Origin of the sequence: Pseudomonas sp. LRF_L74 (assembly GCF_965644255.1) — a bacterium.
Classification (GTDB): domain Bacteria; phylum Pseudomonadota; class Gammaproteobacteria; order Pseudomonadales; family Pseudomonadaceae; genus Aquipseudomonas.
Map to the genome: position 1 here is coordinate 187216 of NZ_CBFFRH010000009.1, position 11606 is coordinate 198821.

Annotated in this window: 9 protein-coding genes; 2 read left to right on the plus strand and 7 right to left on the minus strand. The window is 67.1% G+C overall.

Annotated elements, in window-relative coordinates; all coding sequences use genetic code 11:
- Window positions 1–30: 30 nt before the first annotated feature.
- From yjeH to ACSZPK_RS21795, 4 genes are all read right to left on the minus strand, one after another.
- The gene (yjeH, locus tag ACSZPK_RS21780) at window positions 31–1296 is read right to left on the minus strand and encodes an L-methionine/branched-chain amino acid transporter (RefSeq protein ID WP_437883644.1); all 1266 of its coding nucleotides are present in this window, start codon (window positions 1294–1296) and stop codon (window positions 31–33) included.
- Between the two features lie 97 nt (window positions 1297–1393).
- The gene (locus ACSZPK_RS21785) at window positions 1394–2782 is read right to left on the minus strand and encodes an efflux transporter outer membrane subunit (protein WP_437883646.1); all 1389 of its coding nucleotides are present in this window, start codon (window positions 2780–2782) and stop codon (window positions 1394–1396) included.
- Window positions 2779–5898: an efflux RND transporter permease subunit gene (locus ACSZPK_RS21790; RefSeq protein ID WP_437883648.1), complete on the minus strand. Its 3120-nt coding sequence runs from the start codon at window positions 5896–5898 to the stop codon at window positions 2779–2781. Before ACSZPK_RS21790 ends, ACSZPK_RS21785 begins: the two co-directional genes overlap by 4 nt.
- A 9-nt stretch (window positions 5899–5907) precedes the next feature.
- Window positions 5908–7089, minus strand: a complete 1182-nt coding sequence (locus tag ACSZPK_RS21795) for an efflux RND transporter periplasmic adaptor subunit (RefSeq protein WP_437883650.1) — start codon at window positions 7087–7089, stop codon at window positions 5908–5910.
- Between the two features lie 135 nt (window positions 7090–7224).
- Here ACSZPK_RS21795 and ACSZPK_RS21800 point away from each other — a divergent pair, with 135 nt between their 5' ends.
- On the plus strand, window positions 7225–8616 hold the full coding sequence (locus tag ACSZPK_RS21800) for an ATP-binding protein (protein ID WP_437883652.1): 1392 nt from the start codon (window positions 7225–7227) through the stop codon (window positions 8614–8616).
- The gene (locus tag ACSZPK_RS21805; protein ID WP_437883654.1) at window positions 8613–9278 is read left to right on the plus strand and encodes a response regulator; all 666 of its coding nucleotides are present in this window, start codon (window positions 8613–8615) and stop codon (window positions 9276–9278) included. The genes ACSZPK_RS21800 and ACSZPK_RS21805 overlap by 4 nt, the downstream gene beginning before the upstream one ends.
- A 48-nt stretch (window positions 9279–9326) precedes the next feature.
- On the opposite strand, the gene rlmF is transcribed toward ACSZPK_RS21805, so the two are convergent.
- Genes rlmF through ACSZPK_RS21820 form a run of 3 tightly spaced genes read right to left on the minus strand, consistent with a single transcriptional unit; the run spans window position 9327 to window position 11538 of the window.
- Window positions 9327–10271: a 23S rRNA (adenine(1618)-N(6))-methyltransferase RlmF gene (rlmF, locus tag ACSZPK_RS21810; protein ID WP_437883656.1), complete on the minus strand. Its 945-nt coding sequence runs from the start codon at window positions 10269–10271 to the stop codon at window positions 9327–9329.
- 59 nt (window positions 10272–10330) lie between these two features.
- Window positions 10331–10555: a TIGR02450 family Trp-rich protein gene (locus ACSZPK_RS21815; protein ID WP_437883658.1), complete on the minus strand. Its 225-nt coding sequence runs from the start codon at window positions 10553–10555 to the stop codon at window positions 10331–10333.
- On the minus strand, window positions 10552–11538 hold the full coding sequence (locus ACSZPK_RS21820) for an NAD(P)/FAD-dependent oxidoreductase (RefSeq protein WP_437883660.1): 987 nt from the start codon (window positions 11536–11538) through the stop codon (window positions 10552–10554). Before ACSZPK_RS21820 ends, ACSZPK_RS21815 begins: the two co-directional genes overlap by 4 nt.
- Window positions 11539–11606 lie beyond the last annotated feature (68 nt).

Below are 11606 nucleotides of genomic sequence, written 5' to 3' on the forward strand. Positions count from 1 at the left end.
TACACTGACTGCCGAATCTTCTCTAGGTTCTCAGGTCCTCTGTGCCAGGCGTGATGCGCCGCGGCTGCGCAACAGGTCGGTCAACGCCAGCGCGGCGAATAGTCCAAGGGCATAGAGCGCTTCGAAACCGAGCATCGCCAGCACGGCCAGGCATAGCAGCGTGCTGGCCCCGGCGACTAGCCGCCACAGGCCACGCAGCAGCACCCAGCCAGCGGCCATGCTGAGCAGGTAGACGACGATGAAGTTGCCGTTGGCATAGCGGATCAGGTCATCCACCGATAGCTGCAACCCGTTGGCGATCATTGCGCAGAACGCGCAGCAGACGACCACCAGCAACAGGGCGGCGGCAGGCACGCCATGCCGATTGAGGCGCGCCAGTGGCCGTGGCAGCTTGCCTTCGTCGGCGAGGCTCCAGACCAGGCGGGCGAAGCCCTGAATGTAGATGTTGGTCGAGGCGAAGCAGGCCAGGTAGCCGATCAGGGCGGCGAGCCAGCGCGCCTGTTCGCCGAACAGCGGGTCGAGCAGGCGCGGCAGCGATCCGGCGTCCGTGTGTACGTCGCCGTAGGTGTGGAAGGTCAGCACGGCCACCGAGCAGCCCCAGTAGACCAGGCCGGCCAGCAGCACGCCGAGGATCAGTGCGAGGGGGAAGTCGCGTTGCGGATTGCGGAATTCCTCGCCCATGTGGGCGAAGGCCTCGATACCGACGAAGCACCAGAACATCACGCCCAGGGCCGTCGGTATCATCGACCAGTCCGCATCCGCGGTGGGCAGCAGCGGCTGGCTCGGCGAGGGCAGTTGGCCTTTCCACCAGATCAGCCCGACCGTGGCGACGATGGCGACGGCGATCAGCCCCTGGATCAGGCCGGACGCTTTGGCCGGTCGCTGCCCGAGGACCAGGGCGATGAGCAGGGTGAACAATTGCACCGCCAGTGCTTCGCCGGTACTCAAGGGGAGCACGGCCTGCCAGAAACCGGTGGCGATGATCAGCGCGGCGGGCAGGCCGACCGGGATCACGGCGAGGAACAGCAGGGCGATCAAGCGTTCCATGCGCGGGCCGAAAGCGCGGCCGATCAGGTGTGGCGCACCGCCGGCGTGAGGAAAGCGCCTGCCCAACTGGGCGAAGGTGAAGGCCACCGGCAGGACCAGGGCGATGAGGATCAGCCAGGCCCACAGCGAGGCGCCGCCGGCGGCGGTGGCCGCCAGGGCCGGCACCACGAAGATGCCGGTGCCGAGCAGCGATGTACTGAGCAGTCCCACGCCTTGCAGCAGGCCCAACTCCTTGTTCAGACGACTCATGCCTTCGCTCGCAAACCTGTTCGGTCGGTCATGTTAGCTGAGCGGCGAGCTTCAAGCCGCAAGAAAGAAGCAAGCGTGGTGAGTCGTGCGGCCGCGGTCAGGGTTGCCAGCCCCCGCCCAGCACCTTGTACAGGGTGACCCGGTTGTTCTGCTCCGACAGGTTCAGGCTGATCAGCGATTGCTGGGCGCTGTACAGCGAGCGCTGGGCGTCGAGCACCTCCAGGAAGCTTTCCGAACCTTGCTTGTACAGCGCCTGGGACAGGTCGTAGCTGCGCTGGGTGGCATCGGTCAGGGCCTGTTGGGCGTTCAACTGTTCGTCGATGTGGTGGCGTACGGCGAGGGCATCGGCGACTTCGCGGAAGGCGGTCTGGATGGTCTTCTGGTAGGTCGCCACCTGGATTTCGTTCTCCGCCTTGGCCGAGTCGAGGCTGGCGCGATTGCTGCCGGCATTGAAGATCGGCAGGCTCACGCTCGGGGCGAAGCTCCAGGCCCGGCTGCCGCCGGCGAACAGGCCGGACAGGTCGGTGCTGGCGCTCCCGGCTGCGGCGGTCAGGCTCACGCTGGGGAAGAACGCCGCCCGCGCCGCGCCGATGTCGGCATTGGCGCCCTTGAGCGTGTGTTCGGCGGCGAGCACGTCGGGGCGCCGTTGCAACAGGCTGGAGGGCAGGCCGGCCGGTACGCCGACCAGTTGCGCGGCAGCCATCTTCTCGTCGCCGGGCAGCAGGCTATCCGGCACCGTGGCGCCGGCCAGCAGGTTGAGGGCGTTGCGATCCTGCTCGACCTGACTGGCGTAGCTGGCCACATCGGCCCGCGCCGACTCCACGGTCGATTGCGCCTGGGCCAGGCTCAGGCCGGACTCGCCGCCCAGGCCATGGCTCTGGCGCACCAGCTCGTAGGTCTTCTGCTGGCTGGCGTAGGTACTCTGCGCCAGGGCCAGCAATTGCTGGTCGGCGGCCAGGGTCAACCAGGCGCTGGCGACTTCGGCGACCAGGCTGATCTGCGTGCTGCGGCGGGTTTCCTCGGTGGCCAGGTAGCTTTCCAGGGCGGCGTCCTTGAGGTTGCCGAGGCGCCCGAACAGGTCCAGCTCGTAGCTGGTGAAGCCCAGTTCGACGCTGTACTGGCTGCTCACCGAGGTGCCGCTGGTGCTGCTGCCGACGCTGCGGGCGCGGCTGCCGCTGGCGGTCGCGTTCAGCGAGGGGAACAGGTCGGCGCGAGTGATGCGGTACTGGGCGCGGGCCTTTTCGATATCCAGCGCGGCGATGCGCAGGTCGCGGTTGTTATCCAGGGCCAGTTTCACCGTGTCGCGCAGACGTGCATCGACGAAGAACGACTGCCAGTCGATCTGCGCGTCGGCCTGCTTGCCGTCGGGCGTATTCCACTGCTCGGCGACCGCCGCGTCGGGGCGCTGGTAGTCCGGCGCGAGGTTGATGCAGCCGCCCAGGCTCAGGGCGGCCAGCAGGAGAAGCGGGTAGGGGGCGCGCATCATGCGTCTCCTTGGTCAGGTTGTGGTTTGCGCCCGGCGATGCCTTGCACCAGCACGAAGAACAGCGGGATGAAGAACAGCCCCAGCACGGTGGCGGTGAACATGCCGCCGAGCACACCGGTGCCGATGGCCTGGCGCCCGCCCGAACCGGCACCGCTGCTGAGCGCCAGCGGCAATACGCCGAGCATGAACGCCAGCGAGGTCATCAGCACCGGGCGCAGGCGCAGGCGCACGGCTTCCAGGGTCGATTCCAGCAAGGGTTTGCCTGCGTCGTAGCCGGCCTTGGCGAACTCGACGATGAGGATCGCGTTCTTCGCCGCCAGACCGATGGTGGTCAGCAGGCCGACCTGGAAATACACATCGTTGGAAAGATCGCGCAGGCCGGTCAGCAGCAGCGCGCCGACGACGCCCAGCGGCACCACCAGCATCACCGAGAACGGCACCGTCCAGCTCTCATAGAGCGCGGCCAGGCAGAGGAACACGAACAGGATCGAGATGGCATACAGCAGCGGCGCCTGGTTGCCGGCCAGGCGTTCCTGGTAGGACTGGCCGCTCCACTCGTAGCCGATGCCGTCCGGCAGTTGCGCCATGATCTCGGCCACTGCGGTCATCGCATCGCCCGAGCTGACGCCGGAGGCCGGCTCGCCGACGATCTCGAACGAGCCGAAGCCGTTGTAACGCTCCAGCAGCGGCGAGGCGTAGCTCCACGAGGTGGTGGTGAACACCGACATCGGCACCATCTGCTCCTGGTCGTTGCGCACGTACCAGTCGCCGACGTCCTTGGGCAGCATGCGGTAGTCGGCGTCGCCCTGCAGGTAGACCTTCTTGACCCGGCCGGCGTCGACGAAGTCGTTGACGTAGCTGCCGCCCATCACCGTGGCCAGGGTGGTGTTGATGTCGCTGGCCGAGACGCCATGGGCGCCGGCCTTGCGGTCGTCGATATCGACCAGCAGGGTCGGCGTATCCTCCAGGCCCTGGGCGCGCACATTGGCCAGGCGCGGGTCCTTGCGCGCCAGTTCGATGAACTGGTTGCGCGCGGCGAGCAGCTTGGCATGGCCGAGGCCGGCGAGGTCCTGCATCTGCACGTCGAAGCCCGAACTCTCGCCGAGGCCCATGATCGCCGGCGGCGCGATGACGAAGACGTTGGCGTCGCGGATCTTCGATAGCGCCACGTTGGCGCGCTGGGCGATCGCCGCGGCGCTGTGTTCGCTGCCGGCGCGCTCGCTCCAGTCCTTGAGCTTGATGAAGCCACGGCCGCTGTTCTGCGCGTTGCCACCATTGCCCAGGCCACGAATGGTCAGCGCCGAGTCGATTTCCGGCTGTTCCAGCAGATAGGCCTGCACCTGCTGCATCACGGCTTGCAGGCGCTCGTCGGTGCCGCCGACCGGCAGGGTGATCTGGGCCATCAGCATGCCCTGGTCTTCCTCGGGCAGGAACGAGGTCGGCAGGCGCATGAACAGCACCGCCATGCCGGCCACGATCAGGCCATAGACCACCAGGCTGCGCGCGCGGCGCTTGAGAATGCCCGCCACGCCCCGTTGGTAACGGTCGGCGTTGTGCTCGAAATGCCGGTTGAACCAGCCGAAGAAGCCCTTGCGCGGCGCGCTGCCGTGGCCCGGCTTGAGCAGGGTCGCGCACAGCGCCGGGGTCAGGGTCAGGGCCACCAGTACGGACAACGCCATGGCGGCGACCATGGTCACCGAGAACTGCTTGTAGATGACCCCGGTGGAGCCGCCGAAGAACGCCATCGGCACGAACACCGCCGACAGCACCACGGCGATGCCGATCAGCGCGCTGCTGATTTCCTTCATCGATTTGCGCGTCGCCGCCCTGGGCGACAGGCCTTCCTCGGCGATGATGCGTTCGACGTTCTCGACCACGACGATGGCGTCGTCCACCAGCAGGCCGATGGCCAGGACCATGCCGAACATGGTCAGGGTGTTGATCGAGTAGCCCATCAGCGACAGCACGCCGAAGGTGCCGAGCAGCACCACCGGCACGGCGATGGCCGGGATCAGCGTGGCGCGCCAGTTCTGCAGGAACAGGTACATGATCGCCACGACCAGGGCGATGGCCTCGAACAGGGTCTTGACCACTTCCTCGATGGAGATCTTCACGAACGGCGCGGTGTTGTAGCTGACCTCGGTCTTCAGCTTGAGCTTGGCCGGGAAGAAACGCTCCAGTTCGCTCATCTTCGCCTGCACCGCCTCGGCCACGTCGAGGGCGTTGGCGCCGGTGGCCAGGCTCACCGCCATGCCGCCGGAGGGGCGACCGTTGTGTTCGGCGATCACGTCGTAGCTTTCGCTGCCCAGCTCGACCCTGGCCACGTCACCGAGGGTGACCACGGCGCCGTCGCTGGCGTATTTCACCACCACCTCGCGGAACTGCTGGGCGGTCTTCAGCTTGCTGCGCGCGGTGATGGTGGCGTTGAGCTGCTGGCCCTTGCTCGCCGGCAGGGCGCCGAGCTGGCCGGCCGAGGTATCGGTGTTCTGCGTTTCCAGGGCGCTGCTGACGTCCGAGGGCATCAGGCTGTATTGCTTGAGCTTGTCCGGGTCGAGCCAGATGCGCATGGCGTAGCTGGAGCCGAGCGTGGTCACGTCGCCGACGCCGCTGACCCGGCTGACCTGGTCGTACAGGGTGCTGGAGATGAAGTCGCTGATGTCGGTGGCGCTGACCTCGGGGTTGTCCGAGATCAGCGAGATGATGATCAGGAAGTCGCTCGAGGTATTGCGGATCTGGATGCCTTGCTGCTGTACCGCATCGGGCAGCCGTGCCTTGGCCTGGTCGACCTTGGTCTGCACCAGCATCTGCGCGGTGTTGACGTCGGTGCCGGAGTCGAAGGTCAGGCTGATGCTGGCGCTGCCGTCGGAGCTGCTGCTCGACGACATGTAGGTGAGGCCTTCGAGGCCGGTCATCTGCTGCTCGATGACCTGGGTCACCGAGTCTTCCATGGTCTTGGCCGAGGCCCCGGTGTAGGTGGCGCTGAGCTTGACCTGGGGCGGAGCGATGTTGGGGTACTGGGCCAGGGGCAACTGCGAGATGGCCAGGCCGCCGCCGAGCATGATCAGGATGGCGATGACCCAGGCGAAGATCGGCCGGTCGATGAAGAAGGCTGCCATGTCGATTCCTCAGTTAGCCGACGCGGAGGTGGTCGCCGGCTTGGTCGCGGCGGCATCGACGGTGGTCACCGCCTGGCCAGCCTGGACTTTCTGCACGCCCTCGACGATCAACTGGTCGCCGACCGCCAGGCCGCTCTTGACCCACCACTGGTTGCCCACGGCCTCGACCAGGGTCAGTTCGCGCTGCTCGACCTTGCCGTCGACCACCACCAGGGCGGTGGCTTCGCCGCGCTCGTCGCGGGTCACGCCTTGTTGTGGCACGAGGATGGCGTCGTTCTGCACGCCTTCCTCGACCCGCGCCTTGACGTACATGCCGGGCAGCAGCAGGCCGTCGGGGTTCGGCACCAGGGCGCGCAGGGTCACGCTGCCGGTGCCTTCGTCGACGCTCACGCCATTGAAGGTGAGGGTGCCGGGGTGTTCGTAGGTGCTGCCGTCTTCCAGTTGCACGGCGATGGTGGTGGCGTTCGCCTCGGCGCTGGGCGCCAGCAGGCCGGCGGCCAGCTCACGCTTGAGGCGCAGCAGGGTGGCGCTGGTCTGGGTCACGTCGACGTAGATCGGGTCGAGCTGCTGGATGGTGGTCAGGGCGGTGTCCTGGTCGGCGGTGACCAGCGCGCCGGGGGTGACGGTCGAGGTCGAGGTGCGGCCGGCGATGGGCGCGTTGATGCGGGTGTAGCCGAGGTTGATGCGCGCGGTCTTCTCGCTGGCCAGGGCCGATTGCAGGGTGGCCTTGGCTTGCAGCAGCGCGGACTGCGCGGACTCGTTGGTTTCGGCGCTGATGGCGTCGATCTTCACCAGTTCGGCGTCGCGTCTGGCCTTGAGTTCGGCGGCGTGCAGCGTGGCCTTCGCCGAGGCGACGCTGGCGCTGGCTTCGGCCAGGGCCGCTTCGTAGCTCTGCGGATCGATCTGGTACAGCGCCTGGCCGGCCTTGACCTCGGCACCTTCCTCGAACAGGCGCTTCTGGATGATGCCGCCGACCTGCGGGCGAATCTGCGCGACCATGTGCGCGCTGGTCCGTCCCGGCAGGCTGAGGGTGACCGACTGGGCGGAACTGGCGACCCGGTAGATACCCACTTCCGGCGTACCGCCCATGGGCGCGCCCTGGTTCGAGTCCGAACAGCCGGCCAGCAGCAGAAGAGGAATCAGGGTGGACGCACCGATCAGGTGGCGCAGGCTGTGTGGGGCCGTGTACATGGCGAAGCTCCGGATTCAGGGGATGCTCGCCAGACTCTAGGACAAATGTGCAGGAAATATGGAGATTGCCCGGCCGGGCTTGAATCACGCGGCCTGGCACGGCCAAATGGCGGCATTCCAGCCCGTGGTCCCGTCATGCGCATCAGCCTTTCCAGCAAAGTATTCATCGCCGTCCAGGCGCTCTGCACCTTCGCCGTGCTGGGCATGGGCTTTGCCGCGTACCTGAGTTTCAACCACGGCTTTCTCGGCTACCTCAACGACCAGTCGGTGGAGCGCCTGGAACGCGTCGTCCCGCGCCTGGAGCGGGTCTACGTCGAGCGGGGAAGCTGGAAGTTCCTCGCCGATGGCGATATCGACGCCTGGTTCGAGCTGGCGCGCCCGGACGAAACGCTTAATGGCGATCCCTTCACGCCATCTTCGCCACCGATATCCGACCTGACCGGCGCGTTCCTGCGCATCACCCTGCTCGATGCCCAGCGGCACTACGTGATCGGCTATCGCCAATATGGCGACAAGCCAATCCTGCGGCCGATCCGTCACGGCCAGGAGGTGGTCGGCTGGCTGGCGATGACGCCGTTCGAGAGCGTCAGCGCGGCCGGCGGCCGGCGTTTCCAGCTCAACCAGAATCGCTCCAGCTGGATCATCGGCCTGGCCTGCCTGCTGGTGTCGGCGGTGATCGGCTGGTGGATCTCCCGAACCCTGCTGCGCCCGGTGCGCCGCGTGGCCGAGGCCACCCACAGGCTGACGGCGGGGGATTACTCGATCCAGGTCCCGGTGACTTCCAACGACGAGGCGGGCCAACTGGCTGCCGATTTCAACCGCATGGCCGGCGCCCTGGCCAGCAACGAACGCCAGCGTCGTGACTTCATGGCCGATATCTCGCATGAACTGCGCACGCCATTGGCGGTGCTGCGCGGCGAGCTGGAGGCCATGGAGGACGGTATCCGCCCGGTCGATCCGCCGGCCCTGCGCTCGCTGCAGGCCGAGGTGATGCAACTGAGCAAGCTGGTCGACGACCTCTTCGACCTGTCCCTGGCCGAGGTCGGCGGGCCGACCTACCGACGCGATCCGGTAGCGCTGCGTACCTTGCTGGAGGTCACGGTCGCGGCGTTCGAGCCACGCTTCGCCGAGCGCGGCCTGAGCCTGAGCCTGCAGTGCCCGGCCGGCAGCGTGCAGGTGATGGGCGATGAACAGCGCCTTGGCCAGGTGCTCTACAACCTGCTGGAGAACAGCCTGCGCTATACCGACCGTGGCGGCGAGACGCGCGTGGTGCTGCGGCGCGAGCACGAGCAGGTGCTGGTCGACGTGATGGATTCCAGTCCCGACGTACCGGCGGGCCAGCATGAGCGCTTGTTCGAGCGCTTCTACCGGGTCGAGGGCTCGCGCAATCGTGCCAGTGGCGGCGCCGGCCTGGGCCTGGCGATCTGCCGTGGCATCGTCGAGGTCCATGGCGGCCACCTCAGTGCCCAGCCTTCGCCGCTTGGCGGGCTGTGGCTGACCCTGGCGCTAGCGGAGGCGCAAGCATGAGTGCGCCACGAATCCTGCTGGTGGAAGACGAGCCCAAGCTGGCGGCATTGCTGGTCGATTACCTGCGCGCGGCGCAGTACGAGGTCGAGCATATCGATGACGGCGTGCGGGCAATGGCGGCTCTGCATGAGCGTCAGCCTGACCTGCTGATCCTCGACCTGATGCTGCCGGGGCGCGATGGCCTGTCGATCTGCCGCGAACTGCGTGGCTTCAGCCAGGTGCCGGTGATGATGGTCACCGCGCGGGTCGACGAGATCGACCGCCTGCTCGGCCTGGAATTGGGCGCCGACGACTACATCTGCAAACCCTACAGCCCGCGCGAGGTGGTGGCGCGAGTCAAGGCCATCCTGCGCCGCGCCGGGCTGACCGCGCAAAGCACCGGGCTGAGCCTGGACGCGGCGAGCTATCGCGCCAGCTACAACGGCGTCGCGCTGGACCTCACGCCCGTCGAGTTCCGCCTGTTGCAGGCGCTGCATGCCCGGCCGGGACACGTGCTGTCGCGTGACCAGTTGATGAACCACCTGTACGAAGACCACCGGGTGGTCACCGACCGCACGGTGGACAGCCACGTGAAGAACCTGCGGCGCAAGTTGCAGCAGATCAGTCCGGACAAAGAGCCGATCCGGTCGATCTATGGGGTTGGGTATTGTTTGGAGGGGTAGGCCGGCCTGCACATTTTTTGATCGTTGCCCCGCTCGGCCCGGCAACGATCAGCCATCAATAAAACTCCACGCCACGAACCGGCTCTGCTTGTTGCCCTGCGCCATATCCACCCGCCGCACCGTCACCGCCCCCGCTTTTTTCAGCGCGCTTTCCAGGGCGGCGACATTGCTGGCCTTCGATACCAGGCTGCTGAACCACTTCACTTGCGTGGCGAACTCGCGGCTTTCGCTGGCCATGCGCTGGAGGAACGCCGCCTCGCCGCCGACGCACCATAGCTCGTTGCTCTGCCCGCCGAAGTTGAGCACCGGCAGCTTGCGCTTGGGATCGAGCTTGCCGAGGTTCTTCCATTTGCGCGTGCTGCCGCTGATCGCTTCCCCGGGCGAGCTGTGGAAGGGTGGGTTGCACAGGCTCAGGTCGAAGCGCTCGTCCGGCCTGATCAGGCCCTTGAAAATGGCTTTCGCATCAGGCTGCTTGCGCAACTCGATGGCCTCGCCCAGCCCGTTGGCCTGGACGATGGCGCGCGCCGAGGCGAGGGCGGTGTCGTCGATATCCGCGCCGACGAAGCACCAGCCGTAGTCGACATGGCCGAGCAACGGGTAGATGCAGTTGGCGCCGCTGCCGATGTCCAGCACGCGCACGTCTTTGCCGCGAGGAATGGCGCTGTCGTCACCGCCGCTGAGCAGGTCGGCCAGGCCATGCAGGTAATCGGCGCGGCCAGGGATCGGCGGGCACAGGTAGCCGGCGGGAATGTCCCAGTGGCGGATGCCGTAGAGCTGGCGCAGCAAGGCGCGGTTGAACACTTTCACCGCGTCCGGGTTGGCGAAGTCGATGCTTTGCTTGCCGTACGGGTTGAGGATGACGAACTCGGCCAGCTCCGGACTGGCGGCGATCAGCTTGGCGAAGTCGTAGCGGCCCTGGTGGCGATTGCGCCGGTGCAGCAGGGGCTTCTCGGTTGCGGCGGGCTTGGCGGGGCGAGGCGGTTTCTGGCGCATGGCGGGTGATTCAGCGAGCGGGGTGGCGATTGTCCCACAAGACGCCAGGCTGGCGCTGGTCAATGCCAGCCCATGTGCCACCGCTGCGTGTCCTTCAGCACCTGCCAGTCGAGCAACTCGCAGCGTTTGCTCAGCACCGCTTGCAGCTCGATCTGCCGCACGGCGCCTTCCTCATCGCAGAACAATTCGGTGACCAGAAAGTGTTTCTCCCGTTTCACCGGCTGGCGTGCGGTCCATTTCGACAGCAGCAGTTTGCGCGGGTTGATCCGTGGTGCGCCACTCACTGGCGATGTTCCAGCAAGCGCCGCGCCGCCTCCTGGCCGCTGAGCCAGGCCCCCTCGACCCGTCCCGACAGGCACCAGTCGCCACAGGCGTAGAGGCCCAGGTCGGCGTCGGCCAGCGCGCCCCACTGGTGGGCGCCGGCCGGGCGGGCATAGAGCCAGCGATGGGCGAGGCTGAAGGCCGGTTCCGGCACCGCGCAACCGATCATCTCGGCGAAGGCGCCATGCAGGTGCTCGATCACCTGTTCCTTGGGCATGTCCAGGTGCTGGCGGCTCCAACCGCTGCTGGCGTGCAGCACCCAGGTGTCCAGGTTGGTATCGCGCCCTGGCTTGCTGCGGTTGCGCGCCAGCCAGTCGAGCGGGTTGTCCCGCACGAAGCAGCCTTCGAGCGGGGTATCCAAGGCGCTGGTGAAGCCCAGGGCCACGGCCCAGGTCGGGTCCATGATCACGCTGGCCGCCGTGCTCGCCAGCTTGGGCGCCGCGGCCAGCAGGGCGGTGGCCTGGGGCGCCGGGGTGGCGATGATCACACTGCTGAACGGACCGTGGCTGCAGCCCTCGGCATCCTGCAGGGTCCAGTGCTGCTCGCCCCGGAATACTTCGGTGATGCGGCAGGAGAAACGTACCGGCAGGGCGCCGAGCAGGGCGCGGGTGATGGCGCTCATGCGCGGCGTGCCGACCCAGCGGGTCTGCTCGTCGGGCGACGGGCTCAACTGGCCCATGTGGCTGTTGTACAACTGTGGGTTCCACTCGGCGACCCAGCCGCGTGCCTGCCACTGCTGCACGGCTTCGACGAAGCGCCGGTCGCGGGCGGTGAAGTACTGGGCGCCCATGTCCAGCGAACCGGCGTCGCTGCGCTTGCTGGCCATGCGTCCGCCGCTGCCCCGGCTCTTGTCGAACAACTGGATGTCCAGGCCGGCGGCGCTCAGGGTCTGTGCTGCGGAGAGACCCGCCAGGCCGGTACCGATGATTGCGATGGGTGCGTTCATGATTGACCTCGTCTTCAGAGTCCGTCGCATGGCGAGGGGCTCTTACTACAGACTACGTTCTGGTGGAA

Excerpts from the sequence above, each read along its gene's own strand:
- ACSZPK_RS21800 (WP_437883652.1), top strand. The coding sequence starts at position 7,225 with ATGCGCATCAGCCTTTCCAGCAAAGTATTCATCGCCGTCCAGGCGCTC.
- ACSZPK_RS21805 (WP_437883654.1), top strand. The coding sequence starts at position 8,613 with ATGAGTGCGCCACGAATCCTGCTGGTGGAAGACGAGCCCAAGCTGGCG.
- ACSZPK_RS21795 (WP_437883650.1), bottom strand. The coding sequence starts at position 7,089 with ATGTACACGGCCCCACACAGCCTGCGCCACCTGATCGGTGCGTCCACC.
- ACSZPK_RS21785 (WP_437883646.1), bottom strand. The coding sequence starts at position 2,782 with ATGATGCGCGCCCCCTACCCGCTTCTCCTGCTGGCCGCCCTGAGCCTG.
- ACSZPK_RS21820 (WP_437883660.1), bottom strand. The coding sequence starts at position 11,538 with ATGAACGCACCCATCGCAATCATCGGTACCGGCCTGGCGGGTCTCTCC.
- yjeH (WP_437883644.1), bottom strand. The coding sequence starts at position 1,296 with ATGAGTCGTCTGAACAAGGAGTTGGGCCTGCTGCAAGGCGTGGGACTG.
- ACSZPK_RS21790 (WP_437883648.1), bottom strand. The coding sequence starts at position 5,898 with ATGGCAGCCTTCTTCATCGACCGGCCGATCTTCGCCTGGGTCATCGCC.
- rlmF (WP_437883656.1), bottom strand. The coding sequence starts at position 10,271 with ATGCGCCAGAAACCGCCTCGCCCCGCCAAGCCCGCCGCAACCGAGAAG.